Origin of the sequence: Leptospira brenneri, assembly GCF_002812125.1 — a bacterium.
GTDB classification, from domain to species: Bacteria; Spirochaetota; Leptospiria; order Leptospirales; family Leptospiraceae; genus Leptospira_A; species Leptospira_A brenneri.
Genome location: NZ_NPDQ01000015.1, coordinates 1 through 21,851 on the forward strand (window position 1 = coordinate 1; position 21,851 = coordinate 21,851).

At 39.4% G+C, this 21,851-nt stretch carries 30 protein-coding genes; 3 read left to right on the forward strand and 27 right to left on the reverse strand.

Annotated elements, in window-relative coordinates:
• Nucleotides 1–292 precede the first annotated feature (292 nt).
• On the reverse strand, nucleotides 293–997 hold the full coding sequence (locus tag CH361_RS19090; RefSeq protein ID WP_100792423.1) for a tetratricopeptide repeat protein: 705 nt from the start codon (nucleotides 995–997) through the stop codon (nucleotides 293–295).
• Nucleotides 998–1,064: 67 nt separating this feature from the next.
• Nucleotides 1,065–1,790, reverse strand: coding sequence for a siderophore-interacting protein (locus CH361_RS19095; protein ID WP_100792424.1), 726 nt, complete (start codon nucleotides 1,788–1,790; stop codon nucleotides 1,065–1,067).
• A 432-nt stretch (nucleotides 1,791–2,222) separates the two neighbouring features.
• On the opposite strand from CH361_RS19095, the gene CH361_RS19100 reads away from it, so the two are divergent.
• Nucleotides 2,223–3,143 (forward strand): adenylate/guanylate cyclase domain-containing protein, encoded by a 921-nt coding sequence (locus CH361_RS19100; RefSeq protein ID WP_100792425.1) that lies wholly within the window; start codon nucleotides 2,223–2,225, stop codon nucleotides 3,141–3,143.
• Nucleotides 3,144–3,266: 123 nt separating this feature from the next.
• Here CH361_RS19100 and CH361_RS19105 read toward each other — a convergent pair whose 3' ends face one another.
• The 25 genes from CH361_RS19105 to CH361_RS19225 all read right to left on the reverse strand — a co-directional run bounded on the left by CH361_RS19105 (nucleotide 3,267) and on the right by CH361_RS19225 (nucleotide 20,546).
• Nucleotides 3,267–3,509, reverse strand: a complete 243-nt coding sequence (locus tag CH361_RS19105) for a hypothetical protein (protein ID WP_100792426.1) — start codon at nucleotides 3,507–3,509, stop codon at nucleotides 3,267–3,269.
• A 36-nt stretch (nucleotides 3,510–3,545) separates the two neighbouring features.
• A complete protein-coding gene (locus CH361_RS19110; RefSeq protein WP_165782287.1) occupies nucleotides 3,546–4,712 on the reverse strand; it encodes a patatin-like phospholipase family protein in 1,167 nt (388 codons plus the stop codon).
• The gene (locus tag CH361_RS19115) at nucleotides 4,709–5,347 is read right to left on the reverse strand and encodes a hypothetical protein (protein WP_100792428.1); all 639 of its coding nucleotides are present in this window, start codon (nucleotides 5,345–5,347) and stop codon (nucleotides 4,709–4,711) included. Before CH361_RS19115 ends, CH361_RS19110 begins: the two co-directional genes overlap by 4 nt.
• Nucleotides 5,340–6,047, reverse strand: a complete 708-nt coding sequence (locus CH361_RS19120) for a hypothetical protein (RefSeq protein WP_100792429.1) — start codon at nucleotides 6,045–6,047, stop codon at nucleotides 5,340–5,342. The genes CH361_RS19115 and CH361_RS19120 overlap by 8 nt, the downstream gene beginning before the upstream one ends.
• Nucleotides 6,048–6,348: 301 nt before the next feature.
• Nucleotides 6,349–7,122: a DNA-methyltransferase gene (locus tag CH361_RS19125; RefSeq protein ID WP_425268696.1), complete on the reverse strand. Its 774-nt coding sequence runs from the start codon at nucleotides 7,120–7,122 to the stop codon at nucleotides 6,349–6,351.
• A 43-nt stretch (nucleotides 7,123–7,165) separates the two neighbouring features.
• Entirely contained in the window at nucleotides 7,166–7,441 is a 276-nt protein-coding gene (locus CH361_RS19130) for a hypothetical protein (RefSeq protein WP_100792431.1), read from the reverse strand.
• Complete coding sequence (locus CH361_RS19135; protein WP_100792432.1) at nucleotides 7,438–7,794, reverse strand: ASCH domain-containing protein; 357 nt, start codon at nucleotides 7,792–7,794, stop codon at nucleotides 7,438–7,440. The genes CH361_RS19130 and CH361_RS19135 overlap by 4 nt, the downstream gene beginning before the upstream one ends.
• A 1-nt stretch (nucleotide 7,795) precedes the next feature.
• Nucleotides 7,796–8,038 carry a hypothetical protein gene (locus CH361_RS19140; protein WP_100792433.1) on the reverse strand — a complete coding sequence of 81 codons (243 nt, stop codon included), beginning with the start codon at nucleotides 8,036–8,038 and terminating at the stop codon, nucleotides 7,796–7,798.
• Between the two features lie 2 nt (nucleotides 8,039–8,040).
• Complete coding sequence (locus CH361_RS19145; RefSeq protein ID WP_100792434.1) at nucleotides 8,041–8,640, reverse strand: class I SAM-dependent methyltransferase; 600 nt, start codon at nucleotides 8,638–8,640, stop codon at nucleotides 8,041–8,043.
• Nucleotides 8,637–10,931: a hypothetical protein gene (locus CH361_RS19150; protein ID WP_100792435.1), complete on the reverse strand. Its 2,295-nt coding sequence runs from the start codon at nucleotides 10,929–10,931 to the stop codon at nucleotides 8,637–8,639. The genes CH361_RS19145 and CH361_RS19150 overlap by 4 nt, the downstream gene beginning before the upstream one ends.
• Complete coding sequence (locus CH361_RS19155) at nucleotides 10,931–12,625, reverse strand: phage terminase large subunit family protein (protein ID WP_100792436.1); 1,695 nt, start codon at nucleotides 12,623–12,625, stop codon at nucleotides 10,931–10,933. Before CH361_RS19155 ends, CH361_RS19150 begins: the two co-directional genes overlap by 1 nt.
• Nucleotides 12,615–13,205 (reverse strand): hypothetical protein, encoded by a 591-nt coding sequence (locus CH361_RS19160; RefSeq protein ID WP_100792437.1) that lies wholly within the window; start codon nucleotides 13,203–13,205, stop codon nucleotides 12,615–12,617. Before CH361_RS19160 ends, CH361_RS19155 begins: the two co-directional genes overlap by 11 nt.
• Nucleotides 13,206–13,278: 73 nt before the next feature.
• The gene (locus CH361_RS19165) at nucleotides 13,279–13,881 is read right to left on the reverse strand and encodes a host-nuclease inhibitor Gam family protein (protein WP_100792438.1); all 603 of its coding nucleotides are present in this window, start codon (nucleotides 13,879–13,881) and stop codon (nucleotides 13,279–13,281) included.
• Nucleotides 13,871–14,011: a hypothetical protein gene (locus CH361_RS19745; protein WP_165782288.1), complete on the reverse strand. Its 141-nt coding sequence runs from the start codon at nucleotides 14,009–14,011 to the stop codon at nucleotides 13,871–13,873. The genes CH361_RS19165 and CH361_RS19745 overlap by 11 nt, the downstream gene beginning before the upstream one ends.
• A gap of 29 nt (nucleotides 14,012–14,040) precedes the next feature.
• Nucleotides 14,041–15,051 carry an ATP-binding protein gene (locus CH361_RS19170; RefSeq protein ID WP_100792439.1) on the reverse strand — a complete coding sequence of 337 codons (1,011 nt, stop codon included), beginning with the start codon at nucleotides 15,049–15,051 and terminating at the stop codon, nucleotides 14,041–14,043.
• Nucleotides 15,048–16,886 carry an integrase gene (locus CH361_RS19175; protein WP_100792440.1) on the reverse strand — a complete coding sequence of 613 codons (1,839 nt, stop codon included), beginning with the start codon at nucleotides 16,884–16,886 and terminating at the stop codon, nucleotides 15,048–15,050. Before CH361_RS19175 ends, CH361_RS19170 begins: the two co-directional genes overlap by 4 nt.
• Nucleotides 16,883–17,884 carry a hypothetical protein gene (locus CH361_RS19180; protein WP_100792441.1) on the reverse strand — a complete coding sequence of 334 codons (1,002 nt, stop codon included), beginning with the start codon at nucleotides 17,882–17,884 and terminating at the stop codon, nucleotides 16,883–16,885. The genes CH361_RS19175 and CH361_RS19180 overlap by 4 nt, the downstream gene beginning before the upstream one ends.
• Nucleotides 17,850–18,095 (reverse strand): hypothetical protein, encoded by a 246-nt coding sequence (locus tag CH361_RS19185; RefSeq protein ID WP_100792442.1) that lies wholly within the window; start codon nucleotides 18,093–18,095, stop codon nucleotides 17,850–17,852. The genes CH361_RS19180 and CH361_RS19185 overlap by 35 nt, the downstream gene beginning before the upstream one ends.
• Before the next feature lies 1 nt (nucleotide 18,096).
• Nucleotides 18,097–18,471, reverse strand: coding sequence for a hypothetical protein (locus tag CH361_RS19190; protein WP_125232085.1), 375 nt, complete (start codon nucleotides 18,469–18,471; stop codon nucleotides 18,097–18,099).
• The gene (locus CH361_RS19195) at nucleotides 18,455–18,703 is read right to left on the reverse strand and encodes a hypothetical protein (RefSeq protein ID WP_100792444.1); all 249 of its coding nucleotides are present in this window, start codon (nucleotides 18,701–18,703) and stop codon (nucleotides 18,455–18,457) included. Before CH361_RS19195 ends, CH361_RS19190 begins: the two co-directional genes overlap by 17 nt.
• Nucleotides 18,700–19,200: a hypothetical protein gene (locus CH361_RS19200; protein WP_125232086.1), complete on the reverse strand. Its 501-nt coding sequence runs from the start codon at nucleotides 19,198–19,200 to the stop codon at nucleotides 18,700–18,702. The genes CH361_RS19195 and CH361_RS19200 overlap by 4 nt, the downstream gene beginning before the upstream one ends.
• Nucleotides 19,201–19,419, reverse strand: a complete 219-nt coding sequence (locus CH361_RS19205) for a hypothetical protein (RefSeq protein WP_100792446.1) — start codon at nucleotides 19,417–19,419, stop codon at nucleotides 19,201–19,203.
• Nucleotides 19,416–19,670: a hypothetical protein gene (locus CH361_RS19750; RefSeq protein ID WP_100792447.1), complete on the reverse strand. Its 255-nt coding sequence runs from the start codon at nucleotides 19,668–19,670 to the stop codon at nucleotides 19,416–19,418. The genes CH361_RS19205 and CH361_RS19750 overlap by 4 nt, the downstream gene beginning before the upstream one ends.
• Nucleotides 19,667–20,083 carry a hypothetical protein gene (locus CH361_RS19215; RefSeq protein WP_100792448.1) on the reverse strand — a complete coding sequence of 139 codons (417 nt, stop codon included), beginning with the start codon at nucleotides 20,081–20,083 and terminating at the stop codon, nucleotides 19,667–19,669. Before CH361_RS19215 ends, CH361_RS19750 begins: the two co-directional genes overlap by 4 nt.
• Before the next feature lie 229 nt (nucleotides 20,084–20,312).
• Complete coding sequence (locus CH361_RS19225) at nucleotides 20,313–20,546, reverse strand: hypothetical protein (protein ID WP_100792450.1); 234 nt, start codon at nucleotides 20,544–20,546, stop codon at nucleotides 20,313–20,315.
• Between the two features lie 171 nt (nucleotides 20,547–20,717).
• Here CH361_RS19225 and CH361_RS19230 point away from each other — a divergent pair, with 171 nt between their 5' ends.
• Nucleotides 20,718–21,113, forward strand: a complete 396-nt coding sequence (locus tag CH361_RS19230) for a helix-turn-helix domain-containing protein (protein WP_100792451.1) — start codon at nucleotides 20,718–20,720, stop codon at nucleotides 21,111–21,113.
• 307 nt (nucleotides 21,114–21,420) lie between these two features.
• The gene (locus CH361_RS19235) at nucleotides 21,421–21,831 is read left to right on the forward strand and encodes a hypothetical protein (RefSeq protein WP_100792452.1); all 411 of its coding nucleotides are present in this window, start codon (nucleotides 21,421–21,423) and stop codon (nucleotides 21,829–21,831) included.
• Nucleotides 21,832–21,851 lie beyond the last annotated feature (20 nt).

A 21,851-nucleotide genomic window follows, 5' to 3' on the forward strand; every position in this document is an offset into this window, starting at 1 on the left:
TGGATTCAGCCAAGTGATACTAATCGCTCGATCGGCTTGACCATATTACAATATACACGTGCTAAACGTGTATGTATAGATTATAGCATTGTTTGTTAACTTATATGTCGTATACAAATGTTGGGAGAAGCCTTTGGTCATAAGATCAAGGGCTTTTTTTGTGCCCGGGAAATAATTTCTATATCCAATCAGTAACCCAAGTCAGAATGCCTTTCTACGGAGGCGAAAAGCAGGATTGCGGAGCTCGCGAGTCTGGCCAGGATGCCCATCGAGCAGGAGTCAGAAACGAATTCTATGCAGAACATCTGTCAGGTGAATCTACAAAGTGGTAATCAAAGCCATCGATTTCAAGTGTATCTTCCTTCCAACGGGCTTGTCTTTTTTTTGTTTGGTTAGGAAAAGCAGGGGGTAGTTTTTGAAATTCTAATTGAATGACTTTTTCAGAAACCCATACGTAATTTCCTTTATATTTTGGTTTTTCCAGTGCACCGTCGCTTTCCCGAAACTCAACCAAAGAGAGTTCAAAGGTTCCATTTACATTAAACTTGATTTCCGAAATGGGACCGTAAGCACCAGGACTTGGGCCATACCAAAAAATATTTGTAAAGAGTTCTTTGGGGCTTAAACCAGCAATTTCATTAAATCGAAATGTATTACGAAGTAAGGAAAGATCTTTGTCTTTAAGCATCAAACCTTTGTAAGTTTTTTTATATGTGACAGCTTTCTTCAATAACCGAAAAATATCTTGTTCTTCTGCCAATTCCTCACATTGACTCAGTAGAATGGTGTAAACACAGGCCAAGTTATAGTTTGCATATGGGTCATTCGGGTTTTTCTTTAAACTTTCTTTGAACCACGTTTCCGCCTGAGACCAGTTTTTTTGGTAAAAGGCATCAATTGCTTTTTGGTTAGTCTCTGATATAGATTCGGAATTTAAGGATAGACCAACTGTGCTAAAAGTAAAAAGGATTAGTAGATAAGTTCTCATTGGATTCATTCTGGTTCTTATATATAATTAATGATTTATGTCTTGTTTGTTTTATTTTGCCCTGTTTTTCCGCCCACTAGTCCAGGCCAACCTTTCCATCCGCCCAGTAAGCGCGAACTTTCAGTTTGTTCGTTGGGATACCTGAGTTTTTCAAATTGTTTCTAACTTGTTGGATGGAACTTGCTCGCCCGGTTAAAAAAACTTTAGCATCGGGAATCTGTGAGAGGCGATCCACAATTTCTTGCGAAAGTTTTTGGAGATGTGATCCATCCGGGGATCGTTCGATCATTCTCTGTCCCGTAACTCCCAATGAATCGAGGGCTTTTTTCCCTGTATCTGTCGAAGTCAATTCGAAGAATAAGTGAGATTTCTTTTCCACTTTGTTTTGTAGAACCTTTGCGATCCCAAAAGAAGTCTCATCGCCGAAAAGGATCGCATCTCCTTCCATATTCGAAAAATCTAAAGAATCGCGAGGGCCGAAGACTTCACAAGGGTCACCAACTTTTAAGTCATTGATCCATTTGGAAGCTGGACCATTATGATGTTGGTAACAAATAAAGGAAAGTTTGCCTTCGCCTCTATCAACGCTAATAGGGGTGAATGTACGGTAGGTAAAATTCCCTACATCGACTTGCACTTTACCTCCGGGTATCCACTTTGATTCTTTTAATTTTCTTCCTGTTATTTCTATGAGAACGAAATCATTCGTGAGTCGTTCTATTTTTGAAATTTTGGTCTGAGTTAAAAAGACACTGAAGACCGACTTTAAGATACCTTTAAAAAATGAATTTGGTTCTGACATGACAATTCTCCCCTTTGAATGTGGCCTTGTTTGCTTTTCCGCGATCCGTATTGCAAAGGTCTTTTGACGGACAGGTTATGCATCTGCAAAATTAGACTCAAAATCAAAATGCTTCGTCGGGATTCACAGGCCAATCCTAATTTTCAGAACCGAAAATGATTCCTTTTTTCAAAAGGAAAGATGATCCATCTACTAGGCATTAGTTGTCAAAGCGATTCGGATTGGTATGGTATTCGAAAGAAGTTCATTGAAATTAATTTTCCCATTGAGGTTGAATTTAATACAAGGGGGGAAATCCCCCATGAATGATTATCGGAAACTCGCCTTCATCGAATCAAACCAACTAACTTCACTTCTATTTTTCTTGATCAAAAAGTTTGAAAAATAAAAATAGCAATAATTTATTTAACCAAGATTCCTTTCGCATAACTCATGAATCAAATCACGTTTACTAACCAAGAAAGTACTACAGTCACCGCAAAACAAAATGGTGAGACTATTTTAGAAACAGCACTACAATCATCCTATCCAATTTTCCACGAATGTGGAGGTAAGGCTCGGTGTACCACATGCCGGATTCAGATCATAAAAGGTTTAAGTAATGTCAGCGAAAGGAATGAAAGGGAAAAATTACTTGCGAGACGGAAAGGTTGGGATGAAACCATTCGGTTGGCTTGCCAGACAGAAGTGTATGGAGACATTCACGTTAGAAAAATTATAGAATCCAAAGAAGAAATCTTCCAAATATTAAATGAACCTAAACAATCAATTCCAAGTGAAGAAATATGGTTGGTTGTATTGTTTATTGATTTAAAAGGTTTCACTGAGTTCTCTGAAAAAAATTACCCACATGATATCGTCCATGTTTTAAATCGATTTTTTACGATGGCAACAGAGATCATTCTCAATAACGGCGGACAGATTGATAAGTATATTGGTGATTCGGTCATGGCGTATTATAATCCCGTTTCTTCCGATAAAGATGAGATGGTGATCAATGCGTTGCGATCATGTTTTCGAATCCAAGATAAAATGATGGAGTTTAATGAGTTTTTACAAGATCGCTTCCAACATACTTTTAATATCCGAATGGGGATTCATTCAGGTAAAGTTGTGATGGGTGAAGTGGGACATCCCATTAGTCGACAAGTTACTATTTTTGGAGATACGGTCAATGTAGCCAGTCGCATTGAATCGTTGAATAAAGTAACAGGAACCAACCTTTTAATATCAAAATCATCCATTGCCAGTTTTCAAGAAAAACTAAAGATTAAAAAAAGAGTGAAAGCGAAGCTTCGAGGTAAAAAAATCTCTACAGTTCTTGTCCGCGAGCATTACCGGGGGTCCCGATGAGCGCTAAAATCGTTACTGAATTTCAGATTACTTAAGATTTCTTAAGTAAAAACAAGGGGTTTGAGAAAAAACCAATAATCATTTATTAGTCGTTAGATGAGAATGTGCGAAATATCCTAAGTTTTACTTAGGATATGGGGAATGAGATTCTAGTTTTTCTTTGATATTGGCGAATTCGGATTTAAGTTTATTCGACCACCAACAAGTAAAGTCAGCTGTTTTATCAAGTATATCCCAGTATTCGGTTACTTTTGTATCTAACCGATCAGGATCTTTCTTTGTTTCTTTTTTGTAAGTTTTACAAGCATACTCCAAATCATGAAGTAAAGAATATTGTTCTATCAACGGTTTAAGTTCTTGGTCCATACAATCTACTAAATCCTCTTCAAAAGAAATGTATAGTTAAACATGATTCACTTCTTCCAAAAGATCAACCAGCCTATTGGCAAAGTTGTTAATGTAAGATTTTGTAGCCGGTTGATCTATCCAAAAATCAACATCGTATAACATTGATTTTACCTGGGAATCGGAAGCATCATCCATGGTTTCTTTTGCTGTCATGAATGGAGTGTTGAAACTGTAAAAATTGTTCTGATCCACCAGGTAGGATGCTAATTTTCTAGCATGCCTTTCTGGTCGTTTCAAAAGTGCGCTCGGAAGTACGCCGTTTGTTACTAATTGTGCAGCTCCCCAGTCCAACATGTCTTTCCCCTCTCGCGGAGTAGCGCGTTCTCCTGTCCCGATTGATGCGGCCAAAACACTATCACCAAAAAGAGTTCGAATCGTTTCTAAAATTGAGAGTCTTCGGCCAGATAAAGAAGAAAGAAGTTTCTCCAGACCACCCACAGAAATTTCTTTTTCCTGGAACTTGAAGGTTTCTACAATTGCATCTAAAATTGGATCATTGGCCCCAGATGTACCACCATCCGAAACATAGTAAGTTTTCTCTTTCTGTTCTATTACGGTCGGAGAGAAGTATGTGTCTGCAGAACAAGATCCAGCTACAACTAAATATGCTGGTAGGCTTTGAAATTCTTCTCTCCAAGATTTATAATGCAATGTATTGTCTGTCTCACAATCGATGCCGATAACCATCACTCGGCCATTCTTGTTTATTTCTCCAATTGTAGTCTCACCAAGCGTGGCTTTTAGTAAGGCTAACAACGGTTCGCTTGATAAGCTTGGAGCAGACAGGCCCTGACCAGAAAAGATTCCTCGAACGATAAACCTATTCCAGAACCGTGAAACTGTTCCTGGAAATATTTTTTGTCCATGTTCTAAATATAATTCCAGGATTTGTGTTGGTGTTAAGCCAGACCGAAGAGCCATTGCAACAATTGAACCAGTGGACGTACCTGATAAGAGATCAAATAGCCTGTGAAAAGGAAAACTCTTCCTTCCAGTTTCTACAAATTCAAATTCACCGAATCGATCGAGAAGGATTTCAAGGAAAACTTTTTCAATTTCAATTAGAATTTTAAGACTGGTGACGGCGAGGTATCCTCCACCAGCAAAGCTAAGAACAGAAAGCTGACGATCCGCCGGATTTTTTAAGCGAAGCTTTTTCACTTTACTTCTCCTATCGAGAATAAATTCATAAACTCCTTACGAGCAATTTGTTCTAAGAGTGCATTTGAAAAAAAGCAATTGGCTCCTTGTAAATCCTTGTAGTTTGTATCCCACTTTCCTCTAGGATCATGAGCTGTTAATCCATTGTTACATTGAGCAACAGGTAAGATGATATGGCCCATTACATCTTTTGCCTTCGGATTAAATACCTGTCTTACATCAATTGAGATTGCAGCTGGGCATTTAGTGATTTTTATATGCTCTTTAAGAACTTCCAAAGAAAACGGAACTTGAATAACAGAAGCTTTTCCTGAAAAGAGCGAGTTGAATAGTTTGTTGTGAAACGCTGAAGTTGTGATGTCTAAATCTTTTTTTACAAATTCACCGAGTTTTTTATAATAATCCTTTTCACTCCACTCCGCATAGGTGTTAATCCCCAAGACTAGCCCAGTCCATTTAATTACGGCGAGATAAGTAGTTCCCATACAAGTGTTCCATTTGTTCATAATTCTATTTAAAATTTGAACAGTTGCGTTGTCAGTCTGTGGGTCGTACCATGGAAGCGGAGTAATCGGAGTCAACGACTCTCTATCAGGTCTGATTTTTGTATCGATCAAATTTGTATCCTTATTCATTGCAAGTTACCCCCTTATAAGTTAAGCCTTTAAGTTTTCCATTGATTGAACCAAATAAAAATATGAATTGATGATGAACGGTTGTTAGTATGGCTGATACATAACGGAATACAGAATCGACTGCACTGTCTCGATCTAAGTTCCTGTCGATTTCTTCGATATTCGCGAGTAGTTGGACGTTAAACAGGTTAATGACTTGGCAATATCTCTCTATCACTAGAAGAGGAATTCCCTCTGCGAGTAGGTCCTTGTTGAGCTCTTCAACTCTATCAGTAAGAATTCTAAAAATTACTTTTTTAAACTGCAGGAAATTGGTACAAGACTTTGTTTCTTGAATAATTTTTAACAGCATTTCTGAGTGTCCGATCCAGGTCACAGAAGCCATATCCTTAACAACTAAATCACGAAAACTGTTATCAAGTGAAATTGACTTTAAATCAACTCGTAAGAATTTTTCGATCTTAGAAAAGACTGGATGAAGAGTGAAGTCCTTTTCGATTGAGCTGACAAATGAAGTAGGAGTGGTTTTTTCAATTTTAAGAAACTCTGATTTTCCTAATTTGATATTACGATTTTGGAGCCAATTTGCGGCACGTTTTATTAGTCGATAAAATGCAATCAATGCTGCCCAAATGGTTAAGAAGCAAAGTGCAATGATTGAGATTCTCTCCCAAACTGAAAGGTATTGAACAAATTCCATTATCTATTATATTTCAAATAAGTTGATTTGGCAGACACTTTGATTTTTTTGATTGTCCGCTATGTCCTTTCTTTTCTTGCTTCAATTCTTTTCTCAAGTTTTTCATAATAAGCCTTAATCCTTGGAGTATGAATATAGGATGGAAGGTTCTCAAGTTTTTTGGGCCTACCACCTTTTCGAAACATTTCTTCGCAATGCTTCATCCATAAGTCTTCTGCAATTGAAAGTTGCAATTCGTACGGCAGGGACTGCTCCGAAAACGAATTTTTGCAATTAGGGCAACATATCACAGCTTGTTTTTCTAATCCGTCCATAACGATAACCCCAATTTTACTCTTTGTCGAGCAAGCCGGATTCTGGTTTCCGCATCTTTAAAATATGTTTTGTCCTGCTCAATGCCGATAAAATCCAAACCCAGTTCAGCACAGGCAATTCCAGTGTTTCCCTTTCTCATACAATTATCGAGAATGGTGAAACCAGGCTTTGCATAGGACTTTAGAAGGAATCTCAGAAGTGCATTAGGTTTCTCGGTTGGATGTTGGCCAGGACGTGATTCGGAAGGGAAACACAATACTGAATCTGGAAATCTGGATCCGTCATCTAAGTATTGATAGTTCTCGCTTCGTTCTCCTCTGATATTAAAAAGAGTAGTTTTGTTTGAGCCGACTTGTTTGCCTTTACGTTGATAACGCGGGTCTATTTCATATTTAACTGGGTTGTAGTAAGGTAAATTTTTATAAAAAACAACAATGTTTTCATGGCTCTTGTTCGGCATTTTACGTGCATTTAGGAAGCCTGATGCTTTAGTTTTATACCATATGATTTCATAACGAAATTGTTTTGGATTACTATTTATCAAATAAGTTGTAAATGGTTGAGATGAAAATAATAGAATTTGGCTGTTCGGTTTTGTGATCCGATGGTATTCATTCCATAATGATTCCATTGGAATAATTTTATCCCACTTACAGTCAGTGGTTCCGTAAGGAAGATCACATAGAATAACATCAATTGAGTTTTTTTCAATCGTAGGTAGAATCTTAAGACAGTCTACGTTATATAGTTTTGATAGCATAATACTATACGCAAGTATAGTATTTATCAGAAGCAGAACAATCTTAAAAATACTCAACATTTGATTGCTGTCCCTTCTGTCCTGACTTTTTAAAGGAGTTACAAATACCAAGTGGATCCACGCTTGAAACTTGAAATCTGCCTTCTGGATTTGCTTTATCGCAGATATAAGGATCTGAGACAGTTGAGCGTGATACGTATTTGCAAAATTGGCAGCAATTGATCTGCCTTAATTTGTATTCATTTGCTCTAAAGAATTTTGCCGAAATTTTTTCTTCGTTTTGGAGTATTTTATACTCCTTATCAATTGTATCACTCATAAAGAAACCTCAAAGAATCCGAGTTGTCCCTTACACGGTACAAATTCAATTTTTCTACTGTTCTGCATCACAAACCCCCATTTACCGAAAAACCATTTCGAAGAAGATTTTTTGATACAATCAACTATTTCTGTTTTTCCAACTATGCCACCTAACAAAAAGTCTGCTTTAGTTTTACCTGGAAATAAACGAAATTCTTTCTGGAGAAATTCTAATCCGTCTTGGTCAAAGGTTTTTCCCGCATGGATATATACTTCGCCTCTAACATAGGTATACCAATCGCGATTTTCCAGTGGTTTTAATCCTAAAACAATTGCCTCAGCCCAAGGCTGTCGTATAGATAAACACTTCATATTATTTATCGCCTAAGATAAGTACTGAAACAAATAACCCAACGGCACCACCTGTTGCAGCACCAACGGAATACTTGATACGATCAAAAATATTACCAAAGGCAATTTTTCTAACATTCCAAGTCCAGATGAATGAAATCAAAAAACCGAAAATAATTACCCACATATACTTTTGTTTGCTGATCATATAGGTGTTCGCACAAACGAATAAAACTTGGAGAAATCCTGTAAAAAACAAACTCATACCTACACCTTCCTGAAAATACTTACAGCTCTTACTCTTCGATTACTTGATATAAACATATAAATAATTCCCTCTAGAAACCATTCTTCGTTTGACCATTGTGGAACTACCTGGTCCAACCAAACAACATGACCGCCAGGCAAAAGACTTTTCCAACACTCATTAAGAACTTTGGGTCGTGAGATCATGCAATATCCATAATGATTTGCATCTTCTTCCGTATAAGGGCAATCCGCGTAAATGATATCGAATCCGCCGGGTTTGTAGATCCTCGCATAAGAGGAAAGTTTTTCTGCATCGCCAACGATTTCGGATCCATTCGCAGGATTTTTATCCATTCGAAGATAGTTCCCAGGTGGAGTTTTACCAGAAAACAGGTGTAATATTTCTTTTTTCTCAGGGAATAGCGATGTTGCTCGCGGTAAATATTGTTCGGGATAAGCTCCCCAATAATCGGATGTGTTTTTAAAATTTTGCCCGAGTCTCCACTCCCCATAAATACTTTCACTGAAAACGTGGAGAGGAGCATATTTTGGAAAAGTGTCCGAATAAAATTTTACCCGATCATGAACGGTGATTTTTTGATGAAGGATGACTGTCATGACTTCCTCTTTTCGAAAGATGCAACGACCGTTGTACGGCATTCGGGATGAAGTGGAGGAATCTTATTGTTCAGTTTTTTTATAATCTCATCACCAGAGAGGCCTTTTAGGCTTTCGGCTTCTTTCTCGGACGGATTACGACGCTCTTTCCAAAACCCATCACGAGTGGGATCATCGTTGATAAAATCATCGACAAAGGAAACTGCTTGCATTACTTCTACTGTTTTCCCTGATACTGCCTTACATATTGTGGAAGTTCGCTCATCATCGATAATTACATACTCAAGGCGAGAGATTCCTGTTTCATTGAAACGCTTAACTCGCGAAAACGTTCTCGCTCGATAAATCTGGCCGCGAACAATGTTATTAAGTTTGTTACTAATTGCAGCTCTCTCGTCTTTAGAAGTTGTCTTTGTTTTTCCTAAGAGCTTGTCCTGTAGATCCTTGATTACTTTGTCGACGGAACCAGACTCCAATGCCTGTTCCACTGCAGACCGGATATCGTTGATATCGTCCTCTTTCTTAAACTGCTTACCTACATCGAATTTATAAGAGTTGTTAAAAAAGTCTAATACGTGTTTGTTTGCATTAACTTTAGGGATTTTTACTTCTTTTCCATCGTTCCCTTTATGGAATTCCTGGCCAGAGTCCCAGGCATCAGAGATTGATTTTCTGAATTCCTTTTCGAGCTCATCCGGCAGGTCTCCGAGCTCCTTCTCAATCATGCTCAATATCCTGTCGACAGCATCCTCTTTTGAGATGTCTGTCTTCCGAATTGCTTCAAGGACAGCCTTTACCTTTTCCTCATAGGAAGAAAAAAAAGTTTCAGCAAAAGAATCTTCTATCGCCTGATAGATTTTTTTCTCCTCTATAGTCCAAGCACCGAGCTCGACAAATTGTTCGAGGTCTCCACAGGTGCAGTCAGTTGAATGTTCTTCTGAAATAATCATCGCGCTTTCACCAGGCTTTTTTTTTTCAGAGAAAGTGAGCCCATCGGTAGACTGTTTTTCTAATTTGGATGGTTCTTGCCACTTGTCAAAACCGAGGAGTTTTGCTCCCACATCTGGATCGATTAATCCATCTGCAACTTGTGCTCTAACAAGATCATAGTGGATCTTCGTTGCCTCGTTTGAAATCTTTGTTGCTTCTGCTTCTCCTTTTGGATCTAAAGTGATAGATTTGCCCCATTTGGCAGATACTGATCGAAATGAATAACCTTTTGCTATTAGGTGGAATCTGATAGCTTGTTCTAAAAAAAGCTTTGCCGGGTAGGCAATATTTTTCAGCTTCAACAAGAACAGCTTACCTGAGATTTTTGCATATGATTCAGTAACGGAATAGGATCTACCCAAAAGAAACAGATCAGTATCTATTCCAGAGGAAACCTTTTCCTCTATCCCTCTTGTTATGGAATCATAACCGCCGGTACGAGCTCCATCAGTTAGGGCATAATGTTCAGTCTTAACTCCGTCGTATGTTGCCATAAAACCAGATGAGGAATTCTTTTCAAAGGCCGCGCGAGCCTTAGCTAAGTGGTCACTTAATTGTTGTTCGTAAGCAGCGCTATCTGTTCCAGGCAATTGACGAGGTTTTGGGAAACTCGCAACAATGAATCCAAGGAGGCCCCACTTATCCAAAAGTTTTTCCATGTTGGACTGAGCTTTGAATTGACTGCCGACATGAGGAATTGCAGATGCAAACGGAGGGATGCCATATGGAGAATCTTCATCAGTTTCAATTGCATGATACATGTATTGTATTTCGTTTAGTTTTTTGTAACCCAGCTTGGTCTGTTCGTAAGGTAAGAACTTCACAGCCCCTGTTTCCAACGAGACGTCTCTTTTAAAAATTATTTTTGATACAGGAACTGTTCGTATTGATTCAACTGAATCAATGTTTACTGAAGGTATCCACTCAGCAGAAATTGCCCCACAAACAATCGTTTGCCGAAGAAGGCGATTTGTTATGCCAGGTTGGCTATCGAAAAACAAACCTATTTCAGCGAGCATCGCTGACTTATTCCGTTCATCTGCATCGATATCCCATTCCAAGCCGGTGTTTCCTAGCGTGAGTGCTCGTTTCACGGCTTGCGATAACTCCGGGGAGATTCGTGCTAATTTTTTAATCAACCTCACATCTTCAGATGGGTTGTCCTCCGTCACTGCTTCAGCTAGAAACGCTTCTATCTCGGCCTTATTTTCTTTTAGTTTCTTTCTGTCATTTGCCCATGTAAAAGGGAGAAAGACTTCGCTATCAAAAAATCTATTTCTTATTCTATTCCAAATTCCCATCAACCGATTCCTCCACCATAACTCCCTCCACTTTCCGATTGTGTCTCAAACGCCAAGCGTAATGAATTCAATGCCATGCCAAAGTGATTCGGAACCTTTTTCTTAAATCCCCAAAGAGCCTTTCCGTTTTCGTCCTCACCACGTTCTCGGATTAGCATCGTTAGGTGAAACTTGAATTCTTCATAAAGAGAAAGATCTGCTGGAGATAACTTCCTTGGGTCGGGAAATAAAAATAATCCGGCTTTGATTGCATCCACAGTCTCTTGCAATGAATCATCGCGATTAACTTGTATAACCCCGATTGATTCTGAACCCGGAAGGTTTTCTTCCCTCTCTGCAAACTTTTTAGAAAAAAACTGAATTCGAATATTATCGGGGAATTTCAGAGCAGTCTTCATGGAGAAGTTTCTGTTTGGCATCGCATCGATGATTCCAGAATAAACGTTAAAACGTTGAATAGAGTTATAGTAGTCGATTTCATTTACTACGTGTCCTTTATATAGGCCAATGATCTTGATTCTTCCATCACTAGTAGGTTCGCCATATACGCCATGGATAGTGTCACCTTGATCCAAGCCATGAAAAGTGAAATATTGACAGCCATCCTGCAGAACAAAATCAGATTGCCAGCGTTCGATATCTTCCTTTCGAAGAGGCTGCTCTTCATCGGATGAGTATGGCCAACCAATCACTGAGATGCAGAATGCTTTTCTTTTTGCTGAAGTATTGGCATTTAATTGACGTTTGTATATTTCTGCCGGGTCTTTCGGTGTCCAGAGTTGCGAAAGCTGATAACCTCGGTGGTCATGCTTTATGTTCTTGTGAACATACTCTCCCTTCTGTGTATCGATTGGTTTTCCGCAACCTGCACAAGTATAGAATATGGATCCTGGAGTGGGATTTAATTTTGCCTCTTTATCCTTAAAGCCAAAAATAGAATCATGGTCAGATAACCAGCGTTCTATTAAGTTATTCCATTCACCACATCCACATCGGTTCATCCAAAAACCTTGAGATGAATTTACAAATTCTGCATGTATTCCTGTATTAGGGAGTCCTGATTGCGAACCATACATCAACCAGCCTAGTTTAGATGCTAAAATTCTATCTGGTACGAACTCGACATTTTCTTCGTTGTGCTCTTGTGCCTCGTCTATTCCAATCATGTCTAAGTCGATTGTTTTTGCCCCACGCTTTGTCCAAGTACCTCTCATCGCAAGGGTGAACTCTCCGAACTTTTTCGTTCTGTTGTTATCTACCTGATTTTCTTTAAGGAACTGTTGAAGAATTTTACAGTTCATTAGAAAGGGAATGACGCGATCATCGTGGAAATCCTTCATTGATGTATCATCTGGAAAGTATAGCCCTGCTTTTAGAGCAGTTCCGAGACCTTTCCATGTTAGGCGACCAAGCATCCATGTGCTGAAAATCACCTGAGCAGCTTTTAAAAAAACAAGATAGGGATGGTTCTGAGATTCTCTGGTGATATATCTCCAAAAGGCATATCCATCAAAACTAAAAGGTACGAGTTGACCGTATGGCCCTTTCACTAATACATTTTGGTATAGAAACTCTTCAAACGTGCTTCCGGCAACACCATTGCGGTTTGTAGTTTGAGTAACAATACTATCGAGCTCATCGAAAAACCTTTCCGTTGCCGATACAGTTAGCTTGTTTTTTTTCTCAGCCTTCACGTTCCGAGCTCTCCTCAATGAAGGCGATATCCAAATTTTTTGAAATTGTAATTTCGAGTTTTAAGTTTTGGAAAAATTGTCTGAAGACATCTTGATTAGAATCCATGAATTTTGATAGCTTTGCTGTTTTGCGAATTGCTCGATTGATTCCTTTCGCAATTTCTTCTGGTTCGAGACGCTCTCTTTCTTTCTCGAGCATCTTTTCCATATCGTTCATTAAACCACGAAAAGTATTCCATGCTCCTTCGCCGGATTTAAAAGAAACTTTAAGATCTCCATTTTCATCAAACACTTGTTTTTTGAGTGATCGAAATGCTTTTACTGTATCAATTTTGATGGATGTCAAACTAATCTCTGCATCTTTTAGTGCAGAATTTCTAGCCTGACTTTCTATTAAAAGACGATCTTCCAGTGGAGATGTTCCTGTTGCATCATCTTGTTTTTCGAGCCAAGTTCGAATTGTATTGGAGGTAATTTTGGGATGTTCTGCTTTGAGAATTGCAGCAATTTGTTCTGCGTTATCACCATTGATAACGTGCATGTTGATTGCACGTCTTTGAGTAGCTTTAGAATACGACACAAGAGACGTATTACAGATTGCGACAAGTATCCAACAAATTATCGTTATACTTGTCCCTTGTGTCTTTTCTTTTTTAAGCTGCAGAGGATCTTTCTCCTGCACTAACATCATGTTCCGCATCGACTTCAGCTGGAATGATGTAGAGTCTTTCTGATTCTTCAGACAACTCGATTCCGATCGAATTTTTGGAGCCTAAGGGATCAGCAAGGATTGCATCCTTGTTTAATTCCAATTTGACTCGGAGAAAGTTTTTTGAAAGCGCAGAGACTAGCTCAGCGAATTTTGTATACAATCCTCCTTTCTTAACAATCGATTCCAAAAATTCAGACGTCGCTCTTGTCTTAATAGATGGTGGAACCCGACGGATTTTAAGGCTACCTGAGACAAGCTTTGCAGTTTTTCTTGCAGGAAAGTTTGGAAAAAGTTCATTCCGATGCTCTCCCACATAAAACTTAACTCCGGAAGCAATGTGTGCGATTTTTTGATCGTAAGGAACAAGCTCTTCCTTCAATTCTTCTCTAATTGCTGCGATCTTGTTATCCGCTAAAGAGATCAAATCCTTTCGAGAGCGAGATACTCTGCCGAGTAGTTCAATTCCTCTTTCAAGTTCTTCCTGATCCGCGTAATGATTGTCCGGCATCAACGAAAGAAGATTTTGACGACGCTTACTGAGCATTGGCAACTCCTTGACTTGCGTCGACAACGACCCCCTTAGAGGTTGATTTTACCATTTGTGCAGGAGGAACGGTTCTCCGTTTTTTCTTCGCTGCGGTTTGTTTCTTTGCCTGTTTTTTCTTAGCTGGCATATTGATTGTCTCCTTATACTAAAAAATGATCACTCGACTTCAACTGATGAGAGGACTGGAGATTTTTTCCCGGTACGCTCTCTGTAAATACGATCTAACGATGTTTTTGCGATGGATTCATCCTTTGGATTTTTGCCAGGATGAAATAGAGATTCTTCGATTTTTCTATTATCAAAATCCTTTCCATAATCATCCTGGATCCTTCGGCGGAGTTCTCGTTTTGAAATTCTAAGCCTTTCCATCATGGTGCGAATTCCGTCGGAAATTACGTTTCGCAAATAACTCTCTCGGATGATTCCGTCTTTTTGAAATTCAGGATATGAGAAGGAAATTGCCTTGATGAGATTTTCTACTGAAAGTGGATTCTTGGATGAAAGATTTGAGTAAAAAAGTTCCTTCGTTTTTTCTCCGGTCTTTCCTTGTGGAAACTTAATATTGAATCCTTGTTCGGCTATAGATAAAAGTTCTACTCTTGTAAGCGGTTTACTGCGGAAAGAAAATACACGATGGCCAATCTCCGGGCTGTCAAGAATACCGGATAACCTCGTCTCTGGTTTCATAAACATGATGATTGAGAATAAATGACTTTGGTTTGGTGATGATAACTCCCAAAGCTTTTTTAGATCACGGAAACCACCCCAGCGCAATGCTTGGGCCTCATCAATAACAAGGACCACCTTGCGGTTTTGTTCTTCCACCCAAAGCAACAATTCCCTTAAGCGGAAATATCTTTCGTTTTGATTTCCTGGAATATTCTCTGCAGGACGTATCGCTCGAATCATATGCCGTGCGATAAAAGGTATGGAAATTCCAGAGATAGAACTTTCCCAAACGGGTCCTGCATTCACGATGATGTGTTTATTTTTTTTGGCTTCGAGTAAGGATTTGATTTGGTTAAACATAAATGTTTTCCCATCGCCAACTTCTCCTTCCACTACCAACCAAGAGTTCGTTTTTACCGCTTCTTTTGCGAGTCTTACAATTGTATCAGTGTTTCTTGTATTAACGAAACTGGGCCTATATTTTATAACATCTGTCATTTGCTAACCTCTGGGAACGTGCCCCGAATTATTTCGATTGTGTCGTAAACTTCTTGTGCAGGGATATACCCTAGTTTGCGTTTTGCAGACCTTAACAACTGCAATACGATTGCACCTATAGAAAGATTTTCATCCCTTTCATCTGCAAGTTTCATTGAAAGTTCTTCTAATGTGTCTTCGGAGTGTCCGAGCTCATTAAGCATCCATTCAAATGCATCGTCGGTACTCTCGAATTTTTCAGGAGCCATTGGTGTGTGAGTCTGGCGATGTTCTTTAGAAACATGTAATTTTCCATAAGGAATCTCTGGCAAATTTGGCAGGGCATCCGAAAGGATCAGAGTTTTTTCAACAGCCTTTGCTGAAGATAAAACTTTCTTTCTGTTTCTTATTCTCTTGGTTTCCGTAAGTCCACTTCGATCACCAACGTTTTTGAAACTTCCAGGTTCCCTTCCAATAGGCCCTGCTGGATCCGCAGAGAGACGAATGCCATCGCTAGTTAGCACTTCAAAACCGCTACGCGGGTTTCTGTATACCTTAACAGTTTCTTTGGTTCTGTCTGAAACAACGTGGCCATTCGGATAGCGTAATAGATACTGCGTTGCCTCAATTTCGATACAACCGTATGCATTTATCTTTCGAACCTCTTCTTTGATAGAAGCATCCGTTAGGTTCTGTTTAGAAACGGCGTTGATTGGTTTTTCGTTGGCAGACTTCAGCCATTTTTTGTAAGACTTTAGTTTGTCATTTCTCGAAATTTGGTACCTATACAATAGGAGATTGAATTCATCTAAATCGCGAATCATTCCTTTCACTGCCATGGTTTCACAACATCGTTTGATTGCAGAAATCCGGCTTTCGATTGGTCCTTTGGCTTTGGAGTGACCCGGAAAGTGGGATTCTTGGATGATATCCAATCGAGAGAAGAACCCAGAAAGAGATTCGAATGCCGTATGTTTATCCGTATAAATTCTTTCAGGAGTTCCTTGGATCGGGATAAATCCGTCATCTTTTTCTAAAAAGGCGCGACAAAGGAAGTCATGCCAATCTGTTGAATTTTCGCCTCCATGTGTTGATTCTTTTCCTTTTGCGATAGGAGCGTATGCATAAGCATAGAATGCTTTTGAATAAACATCAACGGCAACATAGATATGAACCTTTCGAAGCGTAGCCTCTTTAGATCCTTCGTAGATCCTCGTTAAACCAGACTCAATATCTGGGCGAATAGAGATCCTCGAATCTTTACCTGGCTCCAAATAAACTGCGTTAAGTGGCGAGGCATCAAACATCCAAAATTGGTTGGCATAGGTTGCCATCCAAGTTACGGACGCCAACGGTTTCCCCATTTGTTTGCGGGTGATACCTCGTTCGTTCAATGCCCTTCCTAGTTTAAAACGATCCCAAACACCTTTTCTGATCGTTCCCAATCGTTCTGCTTGTTCAATGGCAAATTCCATGGACTTACCATACTTTCGATTCAAAGCAAAACCGACAGTGCGGAGATCTCTATCCTTGCCAGTGCCAGTCTTCGCTTGCTCATGCTGCACTTCACCTGCAAACATGAGTTTAGTGATCTCATAGATTTCAATTTCCCGTAAGGCAATTTCCGCAACTCCGAGTCTTGATCCAGTTTTCTTTCTTTCAACCTTTGCAACGGAAAAGATAGACTCTCCTTCCAAAAGCCGGTTGAAAATATTATAAACCTGTGGTCTCGCTAGACCAAGAGAATCGACAGCCCTTTTAACAATTTGTCCAATCTCGGAACGGGTACCTCGCTCTCGTGCGAGTTTCCAATCCCGAAAGAGGGGCATTACGATTCCAACATCTAATTGTTTCACGAAATTCCCTTTTCCGTAGAAACAGGAAGACAATCCTGCCAAGATTCAAATACCGATGTATAGATCCCTTGGATTGTTACAAGGAAGATGTTTACAATCTTTCCATTCTCTGTGCTGTGTTCTAGCTCGTTTAACTCAGATTCGTGGGCGACCTTAAGAACATCCGCATGCTCCTGGATTCCGTTGACCGCATTTTTTAAAATTATGGCAAGAGCTTCTCTTTCTCGGAATGCCTTGCGCACTTCAGGAGGGATGCCAGTCTCATGTGTTTGGTCATTTAGCATTTCCTGGAGTTCTTTAATTCTTGAATCAAAGGATAGGTTTACTTTTTGATTGTCCTCGACCTTCTTTTCTAAGTTCAAAATTTGGGTATTTTTATCTTTGAGGAGTTTAACTGTCTCCTTATTTTGTTTGGACTGAACTTCTTTTTCGTAATCAGAAAGACTCAAAACCCTACCGTCAGGGAAACGAACTTCACCATCCTGAAACAAAGCATTATCTTCTTTCATACCTTCAACAAGTTTGATGAGTGAGGTTTCGCTTTTTCCGGAGAGAACTTTTTTGTTTACCTCGGAGGTAAGCAACTTTTCTGCAACAGTAAGATACTTAGAAACCTTCCACCAGTGGAATTCTGTGTGTTCCTCAACGAATGCTTGCATGGACTCACATTCAGCTAACAAAAAAAGTTGATCGCGGTTGATTTCATGCAGGGCGATCATGATATTTTCTTGAGCGGCCTTTAACATTTCGGAAGAAACTCTAATTGTACGCATCAACTGATTGAGTCGTGTATGTCTGTCAGTGCTTAAATTGGACGCCTCTTGGTGAGCAAGGGAATTAGGAGATTCTTCTTGCAGAGCATCTGCAGTTTCTACAGTTTCTTCCGAAGTCTTGTTTTTTATTTTAGAGTGCTTGTCGACGGGATTCTTTCCCTTAGAGACAGCAGGTTCCGATTTTTTAACTTTATTTGCTTTGTTGTTTTTGGTGCTTTTGCTCATTTTCTCCCTCAATTCTTAACGAAATAACCAATCCATTTTTAAACTCTGCGAATTCCCCAAATAAACCTTTCTCCTCAAGAAACATGTAAAGAGTTGAAATCTCTCCTACTGCGACTTCAAGAGGATGGGCTTTGATTGAGCGACCGATAGATGACAACGTCAAAACCGTTGCCTTCTGTGAAATATTTGCTTTAGTTGCTGTCTCTCCCATATCATTCCCCCATCATGAAAGAAACGAATCGATCAACTAATGTTTGTTTTTTGTAATGAAGCAGAGGGGGCTGCATGTAAAAATGTGTTCTCATCGGAACACCTCCAAAAATTTTTTTTGATTTGTTTCCACATTCTGATTTTTCACATACTCCTCCATCTTTGCTTTGCTCAATGGAAGGAGTTCTTTTACTTTCAACTGCGCGAGGGACGCGAGCTCCTTGCTCGAAAATCTCTCTTTTTCTAAATCGAGAAGTGAATCCCAGAAAGAATTGAAACGAGTTTCGGATAGTCCACAAAGAATAAGAGCACGTAGTTTTTTGATTTGGTGTCGAGGCCGAAGAGGCTTTGATTTGTTGCTCATCTGCTTTTTCCACCTAATCGTTCCTCGACGAGTTTTTCATTTTGCCATTCTGCAAAATCGGCAACTTCATCCATGTCTTCAATAAATGCCTGTTCGATGGAAGCGCGGTTGATTGCAAGTTCTGCAATCCTTCTATGCACCTTACTGCGATTTTGTCTACCACGACCGATTTCCTTAATCGCTTGCTCTGCATATTTCAACCAGAGAGCCCCTCGCAAAAATGAAATTCTTTCTGCAATGGTCATGGAAGCTCCTCCACGTAATTCTCTGCCCAAGACAGAGCATGTGCTGCGAGATAGATAAGATGCTGTGCAATTTCTCTATTCGAACCACCTTTCATTACATAACCTAACGATCCAATTCGAGAGACTAAGTTTGCAAATTTCCCAAAGTGATCCACTTGATCTTTTGTATAAGGTTGATAGGGAGGAAGGTCATTTTTCCTGACCATTTGAATTTGTTTTAGTGTTAATTGGGTTCGCAAGTCACCAGAGAGTGTGCGCATTAATTCTCTTTGCTGACGGAGAATGAATCGGTGCTTCAGCACATAGCGTGATTGCATTTGCGCACACTCCTCTGGTTGGTGCCCAAGAACAGATTCACGGACTCTGCCACCAGGTGCGAGCTTACGACTCTCGCGATTCTCTTCTTTTTTATGTACTTCGTTTGGGGTTGCTAAGTGCATAAGTCGCTCTTTGGAAATATGGCAAGAGGCAGAAACTAAACTACTCACACGTACCACTTATTTACCCTTAACCCCACGTTCCTTTGCCTTCCGTTCTTCCATCTGCCGGTGTTTTGTGCCATGATCATAACCAAGATCAGCTGGTTCCGTGCTTTTGGTCTGCTTAAGGCTTTTGTATCCTTCCACAAAACCATTTGAGTATTCGCTGCGATCAGCATTCGTTTCAAAGTAAATCTTAGCGTTCTTTGTCATCGTATCCAATGTTGAGGAATTCATAAGGAGTCCTCCGTTGCTGCAATAAGAAGAAAATAAAGGATACTGATTCCCATAAAGGTTAACAGAAAATTACCTCTTGTTGCTTGACCCCAGTCTTGTGAAGAGAAATCTCCCGAATATACGCTTACTGTCGCCCAAGCGATAGAGATTCCAACGATACATCCTCTAAGCATGAAGGGGATGCTCTTCCAGATTTTTTTGTAGAACAAAATCGCATTTACTATATCGTTTGGTTCTTTTTCGTTGTTCATGTTGCAACTCCTCGTTGCATAAATGCATACTGAAACGTTGGCCAGGAAATTTGGTCCATCACCGAAAGGTATTCTTTCCAGGTCTTTGTTGTTTTTCCACAAGAGACCGCCAGCCTGTAGTTAATCGATTGTTTGAATTCGAACGCTTCACGAGTGGTAACAGGGTTCCCGCTTTCCATTCGTTCTTTATGTTCTTTGTAGATAGAACGGGCTTCTTCTACTGTGATCCCCCATTCAGTTTGGAGAATTTTGTCCACACGAGATGAATTATAATTTCCTGAGACAACTTTTAGAATGTGTGTTCTATCTAAATTATTTCGTTTAGCAATATCGCTAAACCGTTTCCCCGATTTCGCGAGTGCTTGCAATTTGATTGGAAGTTTTGGCCCTCTAGCTCTTTCGACTAAACTCACTTGGACACCTTCGCTTTGTCAGATGGTATGAGCCCTTCCTTGGCTAAGGAGATGGCGTAATTGCCAGAACAAGGAGCTAAGCCATTTAAGACCTGTGTCAAATAATTATAATTAAGCTCCAATGTCTCTGCCCATTTTGAGACAGAACCATAACGGTAACTAATCTCTCGCTTCGCTTCATCGCGAAGAGCTTTAGGGATGTAGTAACTTTTCTTTGCGGCTGTCATTGTTAGTTGACCCCGTCCATTACCGCAATGAAGTGGACAATTTTCGTCGCGGCGAAAAGAAGATCATTGCGGAACACAAATTTGTCTGCTGTGGAATTATACTCCTGTATGATCTCTCCTAAATATTCTGGCAGTTCACGAAGAGCATCTTCAACGTCCGATGACTCAAAAACCTTGCTATCTAAATGATAGCGATCCTCGATTTCCCCAAAAATTTTCTTTGTTTTTTCGTTCATAAACTTCCTCCCCGAAAAGTTCGGGATTGACCCCCGCCTGTGCCGATATACTTAATAATTAACTATTAGTATATAGTTTACCAATGGTATATTTACAAGTAAAAAATTTACTCCAGGTATATTTTTTTAATACCCCACATTTATGTTTAATTGTGGGGTCGGGGTAGTCACGTGACCACGCTTAGTGAAAGACTAGAAATGTTGATTAGGTCGAAGCAGCTTTCTCAAAAGCTGTTTGCTGAGTCAATTGGTGTTACCCCTGGTTTCGTTAGTGCAGCCGTAAAACAAGGCAAGTCCCTTTCGAAGGAAACAATTTTGAAGATTTCTGAGGTTCATCAGGTCAGTCTTGAATGGCTGTTAACTGGTGAGGGACAAATGTTTTATCCTAGTGGGGATGAGGTTAAGAAATCATTAAATGATTTTGATGATATGCGGAACCTTAACTTTCAAATGCAAGACGATCCGATTCTGAAAGAAGTAATACTTGGTGCGCAGGAATTGTCGACACGGGATAGAGTTGCTTTAGAAGTCGTCAACGGGATGATAAAAAAGCTAGTTGGTAAATAAATTTGTATTTTATTTTGTAAGTAAAAATACTATCTCTTTGGCCGCTTTAAGTGTGGCTAGTCGACGATCCATTTTATTTATCTGTAAGTTGTACAAGAACCGATCTATCACTTTTTCAATTCTATCTATATTTTGCTCATAGTCTTCCGTGACATCCAACATTTTTCATTACCTTAATTTATGTTTAGTATATTTGAAACCAGGGACAATTGGCAAGGTTTTTGTCGAGAAAACTTAAGAATTTTTGCTTTACCTAATATTTTTTTAGAACTAAATTTTCGTTAGGTTGCAATAAAAGGATTTTATTATGTTCGCATTTGTTTTTATAGCGTTTCTAAATCCTGTCATTTTCGTCTATGATCTCTGGAATGATAGTTTAGCATGGGTGCATAAAAATTATTTTTCTGTTTATAAAAACAGGTTAGAAAACGCCTGTCCAAATCTAGGAACTTTACCACATAGCGAAGCTTTAGAAAAGGCAACTTCAGATAATGACCCGACTAGAATATACGTTGAGAATCCAAATGGAAGTATGCGGCATTTCTACAAAGAGTTCGCAACTGATGCTTTGAAGATCGATACCCCGAATAAATTGAATTGGTTTCTGACAGAATATAAATGGGTTTGTGATCTTGATCGTCCACCGTATTACGAAGAAATTATGTATATCAAGAACGCGCGAGCGAACGGGATCGAATTACCAAAAGGGCTTGAATGAGTTTTGCTGCTTGGGCTCTC

Bases quoted from the DNA above. Each gene is read 5' to 3' on its own strand.
- CH361_RS19090 (WP_100792423.1), bottom strand. From the start codon at position 997: ATGAATCCAATGAGAACTTATCTACTAATCCTTTTTACTTTTAGCACA.
- CH361_RS19095 (WP_100792424.1), bottom strand. From the start codon at position 1,790: ATGTCAGAACCAAATTCATTTTTTAAAGGTATCTTAAAGTCGGTCTTC.
- CH361_RS19100 (WP_100792425.1), top strand. From the start codon at position 2,223: ATGAATCAAATCACGTTTACTAACCAAGAAAGTACTACAGTCACCGCA.
- CH361_RS19105 (WP_100792426.1), bottom strand. From the start codon at position 3,509: ATGGACCAAGAACTTAAACCGTTGATAGAACAATATTCTTTACTTCAT.
- CH361_RS19115 (WP_100792428.1), bottom strand. From the start codon at position 5,347: ATGAATAAGGATACAAATTTGATCGATACAAAAATCAGACCTGATAGA.
- CH361_RS19120 (WP_100792429.1), bottom strand. From the start codon at position 6,047: ATGGAATTTGTTCAATACCTTTCAGTTTGGGAGAGAATCTCAATCATT.
- CH361_RS19125 (WP_425268696.1), bottom strand. From the start codon at position 7,122: ATGCTATCAAAACTATATAACGTAGACTGTCTTAAGATTCTACCTACG.
- CH361_RS19130 (WP_100792431.1), bottom strand. From the start codon at position 7,441: ATGAGTGATACAATTGATAAGGAGTATAAAATACTCCAAAACGAAGAA.
- CH361_RS19135 (WP_100792432.1), bottom strand. From the start codon at position 7,794: ATGAAGTGTTTATCTATACGACAGCCTTGGGCTGAGGCAATTGTTTTA.
- CH361_RS19140 (WP_100792433.1), bottom strand. From the start codon at position 8,038: ATGAGTTTGTTTTTTACAGGATTTCTCCAAGTTTTATTCGTTTGTGCG.
- CH361_RS19145 (WP_100792434.1), bottom strand. From the start codon at position 8,640: ATGACAGTCATCCTTCATCAAAAAATCACCGTTCATGATCGGGTAAAA.
- CH361_RS19150 (WP_100792435.1), bottom strand. From the start codon at position 10,931: ATGGGAATTTGGAATAGAATAAGAAATAGATTTTTTGATAGCGAAGTC.
- CH361_RS19165 (WP_100792438.1), bottom strand. From the start codon at position 13,881: ATGCTCAGTAAGCGTCGTCAAAATCTTCTTTCGTTGATGCCGGACAAT.
- CH361_RS19745 (WP_165782288.1), bottom strand. From the start codon at position 14,011: ATGCCAGCTAAGAAAAAACAGGCAAAGAAACAAACCGCAGCGAAGAAA.
- CH361_RS19170 (WP_100792439.1), bottom strand. From the start codon at position 15,051: ATGACAGATGTTATAAAATATAGGCCCAGTTTCGTTAATACAAGAAAC.
- CH361_RS19180 (WP_100792441.1), bottom strand. From the start codon at position 17,884: ATGAGCAAAAGCACCAAAAACAACAAAGCAAATAAAGTTAAAAAATCG.
- CH361_RS19185 (WP_100792442.1), bottom strand. From the start codon at position 18,095: ATGGGAGAGACAGCAACTAAAGCAAATATTTCACAGAAGGCAACGGTT.
- CH361_RS19195 (WP_100792444.1), bottom strand. From the start codon at position 18,703: ATGACCATTGCAGAAAGAATTTCATTTTTGCGAGGGGCTCTCTGGTTG.
- CH361_RS19205 (WP_100792446.1), bottom strand. From the start codon at position 19,419: ATGAATTCCTCAACATTGGATACGATGACAAAGAACGCTAAGATTTAC.
- CH361_RS19750 (WP_100792447.1), bottom strand. From the start codon at position 19,670: ATGAACAACGAAAAAGAACCAAACGATATAGTAAATGCGATTTTGTTC.
- CH361_RS19225 (WP_100792450.1), bottom strand. From the start codon at position 20,546: ATGAACGAAAAAACAAAGAAAATTTTTGGGGAAATCGAGGATCGCTAT.
- CH361_RS19235 (WP_100792452.1), top strand. From the start codon at position 21,421: ATGTTCGCATTTGTTTTTATAGCGTTTCTAAATCCTGTCATTTTCGTC.